This is a genomic window from Thermonema lapsum, assembly GCF_011761635.1.
In the GTDB taxonomy this organism is placed as follows: Bacteria; Bacteroidota; Bacteroidia; order Cytophagales; family Thermonemataceae; genus Thermonema; species Thermonema lapsum.
This window is the reverse complement of the sequence record NZ_JAASRN010000002.1, coordinates 475748-491255: the sequence shown is the minus strand read 5'-3', so window position 1 is coordinate 491255 and position 15508 is coordinate 475748. Positions and strand designations below refer to the sequence as shown.

Here is a 15508-nt window from a genome sequence, read left to right as displayed (position 1 = left end):
ATATGACCTTTGCCGAAGGCGCCCGTTTGTATGTCGGGCGCCTTTTTTGTATCTTCAATGCTGTTTTTGAAACTATCGGAGTAGCCATGCAAGACGACAAAATCCCAAACATCGACGTAGAGATATCCGAAGAAATCGCCCAAGGCATATATTCCAACTTGGCTATGATAGCCCATTCGCCAAGCGAGTTTGTTTTGGATTTTCTTCAAATGCTGCCGGGCATGCCCAAAGCCAAAGTAAAAACTCGGGTCATTATGACCCCCGAACACGTCAAGCGTTTTTTACTGGCGCTGGAAAACAACATCAGAAAATACGAGGCAAATTTTGGGGAAATCAAGCTTGAAACGGGCAAAAATCAGCCATTCCCCTACAACGGACCAATAGGTGAAGCCTGATGCAGTACACGATTTATCCGGAAACGCTTGTTTTTCTGCAAGAGCTAAAGCAGCACAACAACCGCGAGTGGATGATTGCCCACCGGGAGGCTTATGAACAAGCCAAGCAAAATTTTTCGGAATTTGTAGAAGCCTTCATCCAAGCAAGCATACACCTTCACCATCAGGAAAACCTGACTGCTGCACAGTGCATTTTTCGTCTGGCGCGTGATACGCGTTTTAATAAAGACAAAACCCCCTATAAAACCAACTTTGGGGCATTGATAGCGCCCGGGGGGCGCAAGAGTCCTTTCGCAGGCTTTTATTTACACATAGAGCCAGGCGCTTCTTTTGTGGCAGCGGGTTTATATGCCCCTTCGGCTGCTATGCAGAAGGCTGTGCGTCAAGAAATATACTACGAGCAAGACAAGTGGCTTGCACTTTTGCAACAAACTACCTTTGTGCGTTATTTTCCCGAGGTAGAGGGCGAGCTACTGCAACGCTTACCGAAAGAATTTGCCGATGCGCCCGAAGCATTGCAGCTATCGCTACGTCGCAAACGGTGGATTGTGCGTAAAGCCTGCAGCGATGAAGAGGTGCTCTCTGCCGCTTTCCCCAACCTGCTGCTTACTTATGCTACGGTGGCACAACCCTTGATTGGCTTTCTGAACACAGCTCTGGAAGACATGAAAGAATCCTGATACCTCTTGACTTGAATCCTTCCATTCCTTGCAAATTTTGTTAATTTTGAGCCTCATGCTACTTTTTTATTAAATTCAGGTACTATGCTTCGATACCGAATGTTTTGTGTGCTTTTGGGGCTGATGCTGGTAAGTGGAGTAGCCTCGGCACAATCGAGCAAATACGAGTCTATTTTCACGCAGGCAGTACAATATACCGATGCTCAACAGTGGGCAGAAGCTGCCCGTCTGTGGGCACAATTGCGACTGAGTGCCCCGGATAACCCTTATGAGGTGGAAGCCTATTATTTTTCTGCCCTTTGCGCTTTTCGAATGGAGCAGTACGACGATGCAGAAGCCTTGTTGCTCAACATATTGAACCGCATTACCCCTTGGGAACGTGTAGATGAAGTTTTTTATTTACTTGCCAACATAGCTTTTGAAAAACAGGAGGACCCACTGGCTTTCCGTTATATAGAAAAAATAAACAACATAGAACTGCACAATGCAGCCAACAACATGAAGGGCTACTACTTGCAAAGTCGCCCAAGAAAGGTGCTGGAAAACTTGCTGTCTTTGTATCCCGACGACTTATTTTTGGCGCAAATCTTTGTCAATCACTTGGCAAAATATGCACGCGATGTAGAAGATATTGCCTTGATGAAACGCCTGATTGCCAAGTATGATTTGAATGTGCCCGAATCAGTAGCCATAGAGGTTGTACGTCCGCGGAGTGATACCCTCTACGCCGTGTTTTTTTACAACTTCGGACTGAATGCCTTGAAATCCGGTGATACGCTCACTTACAGGAAGCAGATGATGTACTCGCCCGGGGCTGCTGTTTTTTGGGGGGCTAAGGCAGCAGAAGCCATCACCGATTCCCTTGGGAAGCGTTGGGTATTGGTTGCCTACGATTGGCAAAAGGTAAAAGACTCTTTGTTGGTGTGGGCAGAATACGGTGAGTTTGCCTTTACCGACCTGATAATAGCCTCGCCCGAACCGGATGCCTTGATGCGGCAGTTGCGCTTGGCAGAGCACTTGGGCGTGCCCCTGCTGCAGGTGTTCAACAATGACGAACATCTGGCTGCCTTGCCATTGAGCATCCTGATGCAGCCCCCTGCTATTTATGAAGCGCGGGCGGTGGCAGACTTCCTTACGCAGAAAATGAAAACGCAAGGTATTCTGCTTTATACCGAAGAGATGGTCGCAGAAGCACAAAAAAAAGTAGAACAGCTGCGTGCTGAGGGTATAAATATCACCGCTCGACAGCTCAAAACTGAAGATTTGCCCAACCTTTCCACTTTGCTGAATGAATGGGGTATTGCTTCGGCGCAGTTTGTTTACTGCCTCAGCAATAGTCAGTTGTTCGAAAAGCTTATTCTACAGTATTGGAAAGACAAAGCACTCAACAACCTGCTGTTGGTGCCCGAAGCGTGGCTTCTGCATGGGCATCTGGAAGCCGCAGTGCTTAGCAGCATGCCCATTTATTTTATAGCCCCGCATTTCTGCCCTTTCAACACTAAGGAGCCTTTCCTTGAAAAATTCAATTGGTGGGCGTATCGCATTGCTCACCGCGGCAACTACCGCCAACCCCCGGTGCAGGCTTATCTGACTTATGACGCTCTACGTCTGCTGGGGCACGCCTTAAAAGACGATGCTGCCACCGGCTGGCTGTCGCTTGCTGGGGAAGTACCCTCTGCTACGACCTTGCGCCCGTATTTGTTCAAAAAAGAGAAAAAGGGAGGGCTTGTCAATACTTTTGTGCCTATCCTGAAATATGAAGCAGAAAAAATACAGATTGTAAACTATCCTGTTAAAAACTAACTTTCCATACCATGAATACCGACAAAAGTGTAATTCTGTTCGAGCGGGCAAAAAAAGTGATTCCCGGTGGAGTGAACTCGCCAGTGCGCGCTTTTCAAGCAGTGGGCGGGCAGCCTTTGTTTATCAAAAAAGCAGAAGGCGCTTATCTCTACGACGAAGACGGAAATCGCTATATCGACTGCATCAACTCTTGGGGACCCATGATATTGGGGCATGCCTATGCACCTGTGCTGGAGGCTATTCAAAGGGCAGCTGCTGATTCGCCTTCCTTCGGAGCTCCCACGCGCCTTGAGGTGGAAATGGCTGAGCTGATTGTTTCGATGGTGCCTTCCGTGGAGATGGTGCGCATGGTGAACTCTGGTACCGAAGCCACCATGTCGGCAATTCGTTTGGCACGTGGCTATACGGGGCGCCACAAAATCATCAAATTTGAAGGCTGTTATCATGGGCATGGCGACTCCTTCCTGATTGCTGCTGGCAGCGGTGCGGCTACCACTGGCGCGCCCAACAGCCCGGGCGTAACCCCTGGCACTGCCCAAGACACGCTCATAGCGCCCTACAATGATTTGCAGGCAGTGGAAGCTTTAATTGCACAATACCCTGAACAGATTGCAGCTATTATTGTAGAACCAGTAGCTGGCAACATGGGCTGTGTTTTGCCCAAGCCGGGTTATTTGCAAGGCTTGCGCGACCTCTGCGACAAGCACGGCATTGTGCTCATTTTTGATGAAGTAATGACCGGTTTTCGCTTGGCACCCGGTGGTGCCCAAGAGCGCTTCGGTGTATTTCCTGACCTTACGACCTTGGGCAAAATCATAGGCGGAGGCATGCCTGTAGGGGCTTATGGTGGCAAACGCGAGATAATGGAAAAGGTGTCGCCTTCGGGAAAGGTATATCAGGCGGGCACCTTGTCGGGTAATCCCGTGGCAATGGCTGCCGGATTGGCTATCTTGCGCGAGTTGCGCGAAAACTCAGCAATATATGCTCGCCTCGAAAGCATCGGCGATAAGCTCTATAAGGGCATGAAGGGAGAACTCGAAAAGCGTGGGTTACATTACACGATGAATAAAATAGGCTCCATGCTGAATGTCTTCTTTACAGAGCAAACCGTATATGATTTTACAACAGCCAAAAGTTGTGATCTTCAGTTGTTTGCCAAATATTTTCAAGCCATGTTGCGTAGAGGGGTGTATCTGGCGCCTTCGCAGTTTGAAAGTTGGTTTTGCTCGGCTGCTTTGAGCGAAGAAGACATCCAGCATATCATTCAAGCTCATGCAGATGCTTTAGATGAAATCATCAATCAAAAGGCATAATAAAACTCCGTTTATGAAAAAATATATTTCAGTATTTGCTGTTGCCTTGACGGTGGTGCTCATCGACCAAATGGTTAAACTGTGGGTAGCGGGAAATATGCAGCTGGGTGAAGAAATCCCCATATTCGATGGTTGGTTCAAGCTGCATTATACCTTAAACGAAGGAATGGCTTTTGGAGCTACTTTTGGTGGAAGCTATGGCAAATTGCTGCTTACTACCTTCCGTATCCTTGCAATGGGAGCTATCACCTATTACCTTATTCATATTGTGAAAAAAGGCATGCCGCGTGCTTTGCAATATTGTGTCGCCTTGGTTTTGGGCGGGGCGTTGGGCAATCTTATTGATAGTGTTTTCTATGGTGTTTGGCTGAACAACGCGCCTTTGTATGCCCCCACTCCTTGGTTTTACGGACAAGTGGTGGATATGTTTTATATAGACATATGGGAGGGCTATGTACCCAGATGGGTACCTTTGATTGGTGGCGACTATATGGCATTGTGGCCCATTTTCAATGTTGCCGATGCTGCCATTTTTGTAAGTGTACTCACTATTTTGCTTTTTCAAAAGCGTTTTTTTGGGGAGCATAGCAAGAGAGAAGTACAGCACCCGCCGGCAAAAGCAGAGCCTGAAACCACATCGCTTGAGTGAAAAAACAGGTGGGCTATATCCGAATAGCTCACCTGTTTTTGTGTTTTATTCATCTTCGTCTTTCATTCCTCTTCATCTTTCATCTGATTGAAAGATAGGTCGTCTCTGTCCTTCAATTTTTTGTCTTTTACTTTTCTGTTCAAAAATTCATTGATTTTATCGATATCGTAAGTACTGTTGATTTCTCCGAATGAATTGATTGTAATATCGAAGCCTTCCAGTTCGGGGTGTACCCTGGGTTTTTGCTTTTCTTTGATTCGTTTGCTTTGCTTGCTCATGGCTGTAGTTGTTTTTTTAAAAAGGATTTAGAATAACAACAGAGCTGCCCTTGTGAGAGTTTCTTGTAAACTACTGAAAAAGCAACATCTTCTGTGATTTCACTTTTGCCAAAGCAATAGAAAAAGTTATTTTTGTGCATATCGTTAAATATTAAATTCATTGTTATGAGCGTTTTGGTCAATAAGAATTCTCGCGTCATCGTTCAGGGGTTCACGGGCTCTGAAGGTACTTTTCACGCGGAACAAATGATAGAATACGGCACAAATGTGGTAGGGGGGGTAACTCCCGGCAAAGGGGGGCAAAAGCATTTGGACCGTCCGGTATTCAACACTGTAAAGGAGGCAGTGGAGCAGGTGCAAGCCAACGTATCTATTATTTTTGTGCCTCCGGCGTTTGCTGCCGATGCCATCATGGAAGCCGCTGATGCTGGTATTGAGGTGATTATTGCCATCACTGAGGGTATTCCTGTACGTGACATGATGTATGTAAAGGAATACTTAAAAGGCAAGAAGGCTCGTTTGATAGGTCCCAACTGCCCGGGTGTGATTACCCCCGGCGAGGCTAAAGTGGGCATTATGCCCGGCTTTGTTTTTAAACCCGGCAAAATTGGCATTGTATCGAAGTCGGGTACCCTCACTTACGAAGCTGCCGACCAAGTAGTGAAAGCAGGCTTGGGGATTTCTACTGCTATCGGCATTGGTGGCGACCCTATTATCGGCACCTCAACCAAAGAAGCCGTAGAACTGCTGATGAACGACCCCGAAACCGAAGGTATTATCATGATTGGCGAAATAGGCGGTGGCATGGAAGCCGAAGCTGCTCGCTGGATTAAAGAGCATGGCACTAAGCCGGTAGTTGGTTTCATTGCCGGACAGACTGCCCCCAAAGGACGTCGTATGGGGCACGCAGGGGCTATTGTGGGCGGCAAAGACGATACCGCACAAGCTAAAATGAAGATTATGGCAGAGTGTGGCGTTCATGTGGTGAAATCGCCTGCTGAAATAGGCAGCACCATGGTGGAAGCTTTGAAGGCAGCAGCCAACGTATAATAAGCCTTACAGACCAAATCAAGGTTTACAAGAGAGCTCGGCAGTTTTATGTGCCGAGCTTTTGGTTTTTTTAAGACATCTTGTCGGGTTAAGGTGCCATCTTGTCTTGAAAAATGCCATGGTATATCTTTTGCACTGTACACTGTAAAAATGAAAGAGAAAGGAGGGATTGAGTGATGTTGTCGGCTGATAAACGATTGAGCAAACAACTGGCAAAGCAAGCGCAATGCCTATCGGTAACGCAAGGCGGTATTGCTCCTACAAGGGTGCAGCTTCAGCAAGCTGCAAACGCCTACGTTGCCGAGTTCTACACCCCTACGTTGGAATATGAAAACTATGGTGTGGAAATACAAAATGGGCAGTTGGTGGTATTTACCCACAATGAATTGACCCACAATGAGGAGGGCATGGTATTCCCCATGTTTATGGGGGTATATCCTATTTTGCCGCATGTGGATGCGCAGCGCATCGAAGCCATTTTTGAAGATGGTATTTTGCGGATAATTGCACCATTTCGCGAGGGCATCCAAAACCTCAACAAAAAAATACAGATTAAGAAAACAGGTAACAATCACTAAAAATAAAGGCTCTCTTTGCAACCAAAGAGGAGCCTTATTGTTTATAGGCGAAACGGAGAATCAGGGTCTGCTTTGACTGAATTTTTCCATTTCTCTGTCGAAAGTCTGCTTAAATTTTTCGTAGTCATAGTCGATGCGCATACGCTCTTCGCGCGAAAGTTTTTGCATGCGCTCGTTGTAAGCTTCCAGCAGTTTTTCAGAAGCCAACTCAATGGCTATATAGGTTTTGTATTTACCTTCTTGGGTTTTTACCTGCTTTTCACAGATGGTGCGAATACCGTTCAGCTCTTGATTCACTACTTCGCGGTTCAAGCTTTCGTAGCGTTCTTCTACTTCTTCGCGGTTGTTAAACTCACGTGAGTTTACGTAGTTGTCAGTAACTCCTTTCAAAACGGTAGATATGCTGGCAGCCAATTCGGCGCGAGCGTTGCTCAGTGCTTTCTTTTTGGCAGTCATTTGGTCGTAGCTCTCGCCGATTGCATTGGCACGGAAGACCTCTTTGTTGGTCCAGTATTCAGGACCGGAGCAAGGCACAATCACTTCTTTTTCGTCGGGTGGCAAAGTTGCTTTTTTCTTACATGCGCTGAAGAGCAGCATGCCACTCAATAGAAATACGCTTAAATAGATGCCCCTTTTCATAACTATTTTCGTTTGATGTTCGACACTTAGTATTATACACATTTTTGATGCCAAACTATTGTGTTAATAAAAGATTTTATGAAACCTGTATGCGAAGCCATTGGAAAAAAGCTTGGAATGCCCTGGCACGGTGGCTTATTTCATTTTTTTCTTGCAATGACATTTCCGCAAAAGTGCGTTTTTCACCTTCGGGGCAGAAGACCGGGTCATAACCAAAACCTTCTGCACCGCGGGGTGTTTCTGTGATTCTCCCTTCTACGATGCCTTCAAAGAGGTGTTCTTGTCCTTCGGCATCGATGAAGGCAATACAGGTGCGGAAGCGTGCTTGCCGGTTTTTGATGCCTTGCAGTTCTGCAAGTAATTTTTTTATGTTGTCTTGGTCGTTTTTTTGAGGACCCGCGTAGCGTGCCGAGTACACACCGGGAGCCCCCTGCAGAGCGACTACTTCCAAGCCCGTATCGTCGGAAAAAACCGGTATTTTATAGTGTTGCCACACATGGCGGGCTTTGAGTAGGGCATTGCCTTCGAGGGTGCTTGCAGTTTCGGCAATGTCTTCGGTGCAACCTATGTCGTCTAAGCTAAGCAGCGAAAAAGGAAGTCCTGCTTCCTGAAAAAGCTTTTGAACTTCCTTTAGTTTGTTTGCATTGTGGGTAGCGAAACAAAGGGTTTCCATTATTCGGGCAGGATGCGGTTTTTTACTTCTATTTCAAAGATAAGAGGTTCATAAGGGGGAATGGCACCACTTCCTTTTTTACCATATGCCACAGATGAGGGGATAAACAAAATACCTCGCTCGCCTACATGCATTTGTGAAACACCTATCTGCCAGCCTTCTATCACGGTGCTTCGGCTTATGGGGTCATTGCTGTCTGTTTGGTTTTTATTACGCGGAAAGAGAAAAAACCTAAAATCGCTGTTGCTGTCATAGGTTTTGTCTTCAATAGAGCGGAGGGTATAGTCCACGACTACATTGACGGAATCGCCTACTTGTTCGGCGCCATCGGGGGGGGCTATGATACGCAGATATTTTACGCCTTTTTCCAGCTCTATCACGCCGCTATAAGCTTTGCGGGCAATGTAGTCATCGATAAGTTGGGCATCCGTTTTTAGAGCTTTTAGTTCCAAATCTACACGTATGGGAGAGTAGGGCGGCATAAATGGCGTGCCCCGTTCGCCATAGCCGCGCAGATAGTTGGTAAGGAAAATGCCGCTTTGTCCCGGCTTCATCAAGTCCACCATTTGGCTGATGCCAATAGGAAGTATCAGGGTATTGTAGGCATAGTTGGTGTTGTAAGGAAAGCGCAAGGTATCGTTGCCGCCACGCTTGTAGCGGTCGTCAATCAGGGTTTCGTAGGGTAGGAGATACGTTTCGTATTGAACGAAAACATGATGGCATAAAGAGTCATTGGCTTGTTCATTGCTGGTGGGGGTGCCTTCAATGAGGTAATAAATGCCGTTTTCGGTTTTTTGCATTTGCAGCCCCTTGTCGGCAATGTATTGCTGAATAATGCTTTCGTTTTCTTTGAGTTTTCTTGCCAGAAACTCTGCTTGCTCGTTCTTATTTTTGCATGCGCTCAGACTAAGGAGCGTCAGCAGGCTGATTGCTATACAGACTCGCTTCATGGTTTATTCTTTCTTTATTTTATTTTCTTTCCGCACATCCACTACTTCTACATCGAAAATAAGGATGGAGTTGGGTGGAATGGCTTTGCCCATTTGCCTTGAGCCGTAACCTAAGTAAGAAGGAATAATCAGTTTGCCTTTTTCGCCTTTACGGAAAAGGGCAATGCCTTCGTCCCATCCTTTGATTACCTCGCCCTTGCCCAGCACAAATTCAAAAGGTTGCGCATCTTTGTTGGACTCGATGAGGGTGTCGGGTTTAGAAAGCAGCTGTAAAGAGTAATACACGCTTACTATGTCGCCCGGCTGGGCAGTTGGTCCTTCGGTTTGTTTTTCTTTGATGTAATACAAACCGTTTTTTGTGGAGTCGGCAGTGAAGCCATTCTTTTTGAGATATTCGCGTATTTGAGCACGCTCGGTGGCTTCTACTTGAGCGCGCTGTTTTTGCTCCATTTCCTCAAATTGCTTTTTAAAGTAGTCTTGTGTTTTGACATCCAAGATGCTGACGACATATTCTATCTCACTGCCGGGCATAAGGTATTCGGGAGGTTCCGACATACCGATTTGCTTGACCACGGAATCCAGAGGTACCCAAATACGGGCGCTGTCGCCATTGTGCAGTTTCAAAAACGGCTCTAAAAAGGAACCTTTAGGTGGGTTGACAATGAGGCGGTAGAGGATAGGTGTGTTGGGATAGGTAGTCTGCAAGAGGGTGTCTTCGCCTTTACGTGTGGTGCCTTTTACTTGCAAATGAAACGACACCAGACTGCCATCGGTGATGAGCGTGGAGTCTGGGTTACTGCGCAATACTTGGTAGCGCACACCAGAGGGGAGTTTTTCTATGTTCTCTTTGCAGCTCGAAAAGAGAACCGTCAACAAAAGCATGCTTAGCCATGAGAAACGAGAGTGGGTCATAAGGTTTTTATCTTTTAACGGTTAATAATTGTTCTTTATATTTCGGTAACAAACTTAAAAATAATTTTTCGGTTTCTTCGAGAGAGGCGTAAGAAGCTCCGCCGGCAGCATTTTTGTGTCCGCCACCATTAAAATGTGCTTGGGCAAACTCGTTCACGGGGAAGTCGCCAATGGAACGGAACGATATTTTTGTTTTTCCTTCTTTCTCCATGAAGATGGCTGCAAAGACAATGTTGCGAATAGAAAGGGCGTAGTTTACAAAACCTTCGGTATCGCCCTTTTCTGAGGAGAAACGCTCTTGCTCTTCGGCGCTCAGTGTAAAATAGGCAGTACGCAGTTCTGGCAATACCCGTAGTTTTTCCGATAACAAATACCCCAGCAGCCGGAGGCGATTTTCTGAGTTGTTGTCATAAATCCGGTAATGGATGGTGGAGGTGGGCACGCCTATGTCTATCAGATGCCCGGCTATTTCGTGTACTTCGCGGCTGGTTGAAGGGTACTTGAACGAGCCGGTGTCGGTAACTATGCCGGCGTAGATAGCTTCGCCAATGTGGGGGTCGAGTAAAGGCAGGTCGCCCATGGCAGCTATTAGGCGATAGACCAGTTGGGCGGTTGCCGCAGCTTCTTGGTCCCAAAAATGAAAGGTACCTTTCATGCTGGGGGCAATGTGGTGGTCAAGCAGCAAGCTGGGCTTATCTACGCTACAAAACAGTGGCTCCAGAGCTTCCATGCGGGAAGGTACCGAAAAGTCGAGGTATGCCACCAAATCGCAACTATCAATGATTTGTTTGATTTCTTCTGTCTTGCTTTCTTCAAAAACAATCACTTCGTTTTCTTGGGGTAGCCATTCCAAAAAGGCAGGATACACGCTGGGGCTGATGACGGTGGGCTGATGCCCTTTCTTTTTCAGGTAGCGTGCCAGCCCTAAGGCAGAGCCTAAGGCATCGGCGTCGGGGTTGTGGTGCATGGTAATAGCTACCTTTTTGGGAGCCGATAGAAATTCTTGCAGCGCTTTGACTGTATCGGTTTGTATCGACGGACTTTCCAACATAACTGTTTTATTGTGTTCGAATTAGCAAATATCGCAAATAAAGTAGAATGAAAGACTGCACGGAAACTTATCAATGCTGAAGCAGGCGGTCGTATAAGGCAGCGGGCGGGGGGCAAGGTGCGAAGTGCTCTATGATGTTGCCTTCCGGGCTGAGCAGCAAAACAAAAGGAGTTTCTTCATTGAAGAAACGCAGCTTGTAGCGTTCGGGCAGCTGACGAAATAGGAAATAGCCGGCAATGGCATGGCGGCGACTCCAGGTACGCAAGGGAGGGTATTGTACATATTGCTCGAATATCTCTTGGCAGGAAGCGCAATCTTTTTCAGCAATGACTGCCCAAATCAAGCGGTATTGGTTGTTTTTGGCTTTCCGCAGCGCTGCTCGGTAATGTTGTTCATAGTCGAACAAAGCGGCGGCATCCAAGTTATTTAAGGTACTGAGCAAGCTGTCCGTAAGCAAAGGAGCGGGCAGATACCCTGCTATTTCGGCTTGTTTGCGCTCTTTGGTGTTCACAATAAACAAAGCGGGCAAAGAGCGGTAGTGCAACAGAGCGCGTAGCGGGCGGCTCGAAAACTGTGAAATATCTGCCAAATAAGGTGTGAAATAAGGCTGCAGACGAAGTCGCAAAGAGTCTTCTAACCATGTTTCTACAAACAGGCGCTTGCAGGCGTAGCACTCGGCATGTGTAAGCCATACTAACAAAAGCTGCCCACTGCGTTTAGCAATTTTGAGTACTTCTTGCCATTCTCGCGGCATGGCGACACTTGCCGAGTCGTAGCGCGCAAGCATGCGCTTTTCCAAAGCCTGCGTTTGCATCTGCCTTGCCCATTCATATGCCCGGAAGCCGCTTTTTTGCCACTTTAAGCTGCCATCGGGCGCATAAAGCAGCAAGGCAGGCAGCTGTCCAGAGGGCACAGTTTCGTGGGCATAGTGCCTTTTCTCGTAGAGTAAACTGTCTTGTGCAGACACCCACCCGCCCAGAAGGCTGTCCAGTTGTGCACAGGGCACACAGCCTTCGCGGTACAAATGCACCAGATGGTATTTTTTTGATAGCTTTACTTCCTGCGACCAAGCGCTAAAGCCACATAAGCACAGAAAGCAGCATTCAAGCACCAATAACAGCCAAGGCATGTTAAGCAAAACTCGGACGATTGTTCTTCATACGCTGAAATATAGAGAATCTTCCTTGATTGTGCATACCTATAGCCGGGAACATGGCAGATTATCTTTGGTGGTCAATGGTGTGCGGAAAGCTACCCCCTCATTTCCTATGGGATGGTTTCAACATATGAGTTTGCTGGAGGCAGTGTTGTATTTGCCCAAACAGAGCGGGGGCTTGGGGCGACTCAAAGAGGCTTTTCCCTTGTGGTTGTCCATGCAGCAGTTGGCGCAGCCTGCAAAAATATCTGTGCTGTATTTTATGGCGGAACTGCTCTATAAAACACGCAAAGAAGAAACACCCGACCATGCTATGTTCGACTTCATACATGAAGCTTTGCTCAAGCTGGAGGCTACTGCCTCTGTGCGGGCTTATGCCCTTTGGTTTTTGCTGCATTACCTCGATTGCATGGGCTTGATGCCACCCCATGAAGAACGTCTGTTGCAAGAGCTGAACGAACAAACCCCTTACCATTTCGATGCAGCCACAGCGCACTTCCTTCGTCTATTGCGGGCAGCGGCTCCGCCACAAGAGTTGCCCCTTGATACCACACAACGCCGTCATTTGCTCGAAGCCCTGCTTTTTCTTATCAGTGAGCATACCACCCATTTCGATGAAATCCGCAGCCTTTCGATTTTGCGCGAGATTATGTAAGTTGTAAAAAAAAACAAAATATCCATGAAAACCATAGCAAATATTTTGTGTTTAACGCTCTTGATGTTCATGCAAACCCATGCACAACACAAAGACAAGCCGGCATATGTGATTTTCGATGCTCAAGGCAAAAAAGTAACTTATGCTGCCATGCTCAAGCAGCTCGAAGCTGCCGAAGTAGTCTTGTTTGGTGAGCAACACAACAACAGCCTTGCCCATTGGCTGGAGTGGGAGCTACTGCGCGACCTTACTACCGCTCTGCCTGATACCTATGCTTTGGGCTTGGAGATGTTCGAAGCCGACGACCAACTGACATTAAACGAATACTTGGGCGGACAAATCAAAGAGTCCTATTTTCTTAAAGAAGCGAAGGTGTGGGACAACTACCACACGGATTACCGCCCTTTGATAGAGTGGGCAAAAGAAAAACAAATACCAGTGTGGGCAACCAACATACCCCGTCGCTACGCTCATATGGTCGCCTATAGTGGTTTGCAGGTGCTCGAAAGCCTGCCCGCCGAAGCGAAGGCGTGGATGGCGCCTCTGCCCATCGTCATTGACTATGAGCTGCGAAGCTACCGTCAAATGCGTGATATGATGGGCGCTGGACACGGACAGGCTATGAATGCTGACAACTTCGTAGCAGCGCAAGCAGTCAAAGATGCCACCATGGCACACTTTATCGCACAGGCACTTACGCAAAGAAAAAAGGTAATTCACTACCACGGCAGCTTTCACTCCGACTATTACGAGGGCATTGTTTGGTATCTGAAGCGCCTACGCCCCGGTGTGCGTCTGTTGACCATAAGCTGTGTAGAGCAGGAACAGCTCAAACAGCTTGAAGAAGAACACAAAAACAAAGCTGACTTTTTGATAGTATTTCCCGTCGGCATGCACAAAAGTTATTGACCCGTGCCCCGCATAGCAGCCCATCCCAGACGCTTTTTTGTTGGGTTATTGCGTTTTTGTGTAATTTTGAAAAGAAAAAGTTGTATAAAAACAATTTCAATCATAGCCTGAACCATGAAAAACACAGTAGCAAACGACCTTGAGCAGAAGCGCAATGCTGATGAAATGAAGCAAAAGTTGTTTCAGCTCAAAAGCCGCCTAGAGAAAATATATTTGGGAGGAGGTGAAAAAAACATTGAAAAGCAGCACAAACAGGGCAAATTGACTGCCCGTGAACGCATAGACTATTTGCTTGACAAAGACAAACCTCGTCTTGAGATTGGTGCCTTGGCTGCCTATGGTATGTATGAGGAGGAAGGAGGATGCCCCTCTGCGGGTGTAGTGGTGGTCATGGGTTATGTGAGCGGGCGGCAGTGCATTGTGGTTGCCAACGATGCCACTGTAAAAGCAGGGGCTTGGTTTCCCATGACTGCCAAAAAGAACCTGCGGGCGCAGGAAATAGCCATGGAGAACCGTATTCCCATTATCTATTTGGTGGATAGTGCCGGCGTGTATTTGCCCATGCAAGCGGAAGTATTCCCTGACAAAGAGCACTTCGGGCGCATCTTCCGCAACAATGCGATTATGTCTGCGGAGGGAATCCCCCAAATTGCTGCCATCATGGGGAGTTGTGTGGCAGGGGGAGCTTATTTGCCCATCATGTCCGACGAAGCCCTGATAGTCAAAGGGACGGGTTCGGTTTTTCTTGCCGGTCCTTATTTAGTGAAAGCTTCTATTGGTGAAGATGTGGATGCTGAAACCTTGGGCGGCGCAAGCACTCACTGCGAAATATCAGGTGTAACAGACAACATGTATGACTCGGATGAAGAGTGCTTGGATGCCATCAAAAAAATCATGGACAAGATGGGACACTTCCCAAAAGCCGGCTTTGACCGTGCAACGCCTGCCCCACCAAAAGAAAATCCTGAAGAAATCTACAGCCTGTTGCCTGCCGACCGCGTGAAACCCTACGACATGCGCGAAATCATCAAACGGCTGGTCGATAATTCTGAATTTGAAGAGTACAAACCCCTCTACGGGCAGACAGTGATTTGCGCTCGTGCCCGTATTGATGGTTGGGCGGTGGGTATCGTTGCCAATCAGCGCTCTATGGTCAAATCCAAGAAAGGCGAAATGCAAATGGGAGGCGTTATTTACTCTGATTCTGCCGACAAAGCTGCCCGTTTTGTTATGCTTTGTAACCAGCAGCAAATCCCTTTGGTGTTTTTGCAGGACGTTACCGGTTTCATGGTGGGCAGCCGCTCTGAGCATGGCGGTATCATCAAAGATGGCGCCAAAATGGTGAATGCCGTAGCCAATTCCGTAGTGCCTAAATTTACCATCATCGTGGGTAACTCTTATGGAGCCGGTAACTATGCCATGTGTGGCAAAGCCTATGACCCGCGTTTGATTTACGCTTGGCCTACTGCCCAAATAGCTGTGATGAGTGGGGCATCGGCTGCCAAAACATTATTGCAAATCAAAGTGGCATCGCTCAAAGCCAAAGGCAAAGAAATAAGCCCGGAAGAAGAAAAGCAACTGCTCGAAGAAATTACCACCATATATAACGAACAGCTGTCGCCTTACTATGCGGCAGCCCGCTTGTGGGTCGATGGCATCATTGACCCGCTCGAAACCCGTAAGGTCATTTCTATGGGCATTGAAGCAGCCAATCATGCCCCTATCAACAAGCGCTTCAATGTGGGGGTGATACAAACCTAAAGCAGGGGGATTGTGTTTCCTAAAAAAAGCTGCCAGACATACAACGGCAGCTTCTT

At 47.3% G+C, this 15508-nt stretch carries 17 protein-coding genes; 10 read left to right on the top strand and 7 right to left on the bottom strand.

What is annotated here, in order from left to right:
- Positions 1-2: 2 nt before the first annotated feature.
- From FHS56_RS07435 to FHS56_RS07415, 5 genes are all read left to right on the top strand, one after another.
- The gene (locus FHS56_RS07435; protein ID WP_394352667.1) at positions 3-395 is read left to right on the top strand and encodes a DUF3467 domain-containing protein; all 393 of its coding nucleotides are present in this window, start codon (positions 3-5) and stop codon (positions 393-395) included.
- On the top strand, positions 395-1075 hold the full coding sequence (locus FHS56_RS07430) for a DUF2461 domain-containing protein (protein WP_166919278.1): 681 nt from the start codon (positions 395-397) through the stop codon (positions 1073-1075). Before FHS56_RS07435 ends, FHS56_RS07430 begins: the two co-directional genes overlap by 1 nt.
- 84 nt (positions 1076-1159) lie before the next feature.
- Complete coding sequence (locus FHS56_RS07425) at positions 1160-2878, top strand: hypothetical protein (RefSeq protein ID WP_166919276.1); 1719 nt, start codon at positions 1160-1162, stop codon at positions 2876-2878.
- A gap of 11 nt (positions 2879-2889) precedes the next feature.
- Complete coding sequence (gene hemL / locus FHS56_RS07420) at positions 2890-4191, top strand: glutamate-1-semialdehyde 2,1-aminomutase (RefSeq protein WP_166919274.1); 1302 nt, start codon at positions 2890-2892, stop codon at positions 4189-4191.
- A 13-nt stretch (positions 4192-4204) separates the two neighbouring features.
- Positions 4205-4840 carry a lipoprotein signal peptidase gene (locus FHS56_RS07415; protein WP_166919272.1) on the top strand — a complete coding sequence of 212 codons (636 nt, stop codon included), beginning with the start codon at positions 4205-4207 and terminating at the stop codon, positions 4838-4840.
- A gap of 62 nt (positions 4841-4902) precedes the next feature.
- Here the strand turns inward: FHS56_RS07415 and FHS56_RS07410 are convergent, their stop codons facing one another.
- Positions 4903-5118, bottom strand: coding sequence for a hypothetical protein (locus FHS56_RS07410; protein WP_166919270.1), 216 nt, complete (start codon positions 5116-5118; stop codon positions 4903-4905).
- A 165-nt stretch (positions 5119-5283) separates the two neighbouring features.
- Here FHS56_RS07410 and sucD point away from each other — a divergent pair, with 165 nt between their 5' ends.
- Positions 5284-6168 (top strand): succinate--CoA ligase subunit alpha, encoded by an 885-nt coding sequence (gene sucD, locus FHS56_RS07405; protein WP_166919268.1) that lies wholly within the window; start codon positions 5284-5286, stop codon positions 6166-6168.
- Positions 6169-6344: 176 nt separating this feature from the next.
- Positions 6345-6746: an Hsp20/alpha crystallin family protein gene (locus FHS56_RS07400; RefSeq protein WP_166919266.1), complete on the top strand. Its 402-nt coding sequence runs from the start codon at positions 6345-6347 to the stop codon at positions 6744-6746.
- Between the two features lie 60 nt (positions 6747-6806).
- Here the strand turns inward: FHS56_RS07400 and FHS56_RS07395 are convergent, their stop codons facing one another.
- From FHS56_RS07395 to FHS56_RS07370, 6 genes are all read right to left on the bottom strand, one after another.
- Entirely contained in the window at positions 6807-7385 is a 579-nt protein-coding gene (locus FHS56_RS07395; RefSeq protein WP_208409651.1) for an LPP20 family lipoprotein, read from the bottom strand.
- A gap of 76 nt (positions 7386-7461) precedes the next feature.
- On the bottom strand, positions 7462-8058 hold the full coding sequence (rdgB, locus tag FHS56_RS07390) for an RdgB/HAM1 family non-canonical purine NTP pyrophosphatase (protein WP_166919264.1): 597 nt from the start codon (positions 8056-8058) through the stop codon (positions 7462-7464).
- Positions 8058-9008: an FKBP-type peptidyl-prolyl cis-trans isomerase gene (locus FHS56_RS11880; protein WP_208409650.1), complete on the bottom strand. Its 951-nt coding sequence runs from the start codon at positions 9006-9008 to the stop codon at positions 8058-8060. The genes rdgB and FHS56_RS11880 overlap by 1 nt, the downstream gene beginning before the upstream one ends.
- Positions 9009-9011: 3 nt before the next feature.
- Complete coding sequence (locus tag FHS56_RS07380; protein ID WP_166919262.1) at positions 9012-9920, bottom strand: FKBP-type peptidyl-prolyl cis-trans isomerase; 909 nt, start codon at positions 9918-9920, stop codon at positions 9012-9014.
- A gap of 7 nt (positions 9921-9927) precedes the next feature.
- A complete protein-coding gene (locus tag FHS56_RS07375; protein ID WP_166919260.1) occupies positions 9928-10971 on the bottom strand; it encodes a DHH family phosphoesterase in 1044 nt (347 codons plus the stop codon).
- Positions 10972-11041: 70 nt separating this feature from the next.
- A complete protein-coding gene (locus FHS56_RS07370; protein WP_166919258.1) occupies positions 11042-12100 on the bottom strand; it encodes a thioredoxin fold domain-containing protein in 1059 nt (352 codons plus the stop codon).
- Here FHS56_RS07370 and recO point away from each other — a divergent pair.
- The 3 genes from recO to FHS56_RS07355 all read left to right on the top strand — a co-directional run bounded on the left by recO (position 12099) and on the right by FHS56_RS07355 (position 15452).
- Positions 12099-12782, top strand: coding sequence for a DNA repair protein RecO (gene recO, locus FHS56_RS07365; RefSeq protein WP_166919255.1), 684 nt, complete (start codon positions 12099-12101; stop codon positions 12780-12782). The genes FHS56_RS07370 and recO overlap by 2 nt on opposite strands.
- Positions 12783-12806: 24 nt before the next feature.
- Positions 12807-13691 (top strand): ChaN family lipoprotein, encoded by an 885-nt coding sequence (locus FHS56_RS07360; RefSeq protein WP_166919253.1) that lies wholly within the window; start codon positions 12807-12809, stop codon positions 13689-13691.
- Between the two features lie 114 nt (positions 13692-13805).
- On the top strand, positions 13806-15452 hold the full coding sequence (locus FHS56_RS07355) for an acyl-CoA carboxylase subunit beta (protein WP_166919250.1): 1647 nt from the start codon (positions 13806-13808) through the stop codon (positions 15450-15452).
- Positions 15453-15508: the final 56 nt, after the last annotated feature.

What these genes read in the sequence shown, in the direction of transcription:
- FHS56_RS11880 (WP_208409650.1), bottom strand. Translation starts at nt 9,008, where the DNA reads ATGAAGCGAGTCTGTATAGCAATCAGCCTGCTGACGCTCCTTAGTCTG.
- hemL (WP_166919274.1), top strand. Translation starts at nt 2,890, where the DNA reads ATGAATACCGACAAAAGTGTAATTCTGTTCGAGCGGGCAAAAAAAGTG.
- FHS56_RS07395 (WP_208409651.1), bottom strand. Translation starts at nt 7,385, where the DNA reads ATGAAAAGGGGCATCTATTTAAGCGTATTTCTATTGAGTGGCATGCTG.
- FHS56_RS07360 (WP_166919253.1), top strand. Translation starts at nt 12,807, where the DNA reads ATGAAAACCATAGCAAATATTTTGTGTTTAACGCTCTTGATGTTCATG.
- FHS56_RS07410 (WP_166919270.1), bottom strand. Translation starts at nt 5,118, where the DNA reads ATGAGCAAGCAAAGCAAACGAATCAAAGAAAAGCAAAAACCCAGGGTA.
- FHS56_RS07380 (WP_166919262.1), bottom strand. Translation starts at nt 9,920, where the DNA reads ATGACCCACTCTCGTTTCTCATGGCTAAGCATGCTTTTGTTGACGGTT.
- FHS56_RS07415 (WP_166919272.1), top strand. Translation starts at nt 4,205, where the DNA reads ATGAAAAAATATATTTCAGTATTTGCTGTTGCCTTGACGGTGGTGCTC.
- FHS56_RS07375 (WP_166919260.1), bottom strand. Translation starts at nt 10,971, where the DNA reads ATGTTGGAAAGTCCGTCGATACAAACCGATACAGTCAAAGCGCTGCAA.
- recO (WP_166919255.1), top strand. Translation starts at nt 12,099, where the DNA reads ATGTTAAGCAAAACTCGGACGATTGTTCTTCATACGCTGAAATATAGA.
- FHS56_RS07435 (WP_394352667.1), top strand. Translation starts at nt 3, where the DNA reads ATGACCTTTGCCGAAGGCGCCCGTTTGTATGTCGGGCGCCTTTTTTGT.
- FHS56_RS07370 (WP_166919258.1), bottom strand. Translation starts at nt 12,100, where the DNA reads ATGCCTTGGCTGTTATTGGTGCTTGAATGCTGCTTTCTGTGCTTATGT.
- rdgB (WP_166919264.1), bottom strand. Translation starts at nt 8,058, where the DNA reads ATGGAAACCCTTTGTTTCGCTACCCACAATGCAAACAAACTAAAGGAA.
- FHS56_RS07425 (WP_166919276.1), top strand. Translation starts at nt 1,160, where the DNA reads ATGCTTCGATACCGAATGTTTTGTGTGCTTTTGGGGCTGATGCTGGTA.
- FHS56_RS07430 (WP_166919278.1), top strand. Translation starts at nt 395, where the DNA reads ATGCAGTACACGATTTATCCGGAAACGCTTGTTTTTCTGCAAGAGCTA.
- FHS56_RS07355 (WP_166919250.1), top strand. Translation starts at nt 13,806, where the DNA reads ATGAAAAACACAGTAGCAAACGACCTTGAGCAGAAGCGCAATGCTGAT.
- sucD (WP_166919268.1), top strand. Translation starts at nt 5,284, where the DNA reads ATGAGCGTTTTGGTCAATAAGAATTCTCGCGTCATCGTTCAGGGGTTC.
- FHS56_RS07400 (WP_166919266.1), top strand. Translation starts at nt 6,345, where the DNA reads ATGTTGTCGGCTGATAAACGATTGAGCAAACAACTGGCAAAGCAAGCG.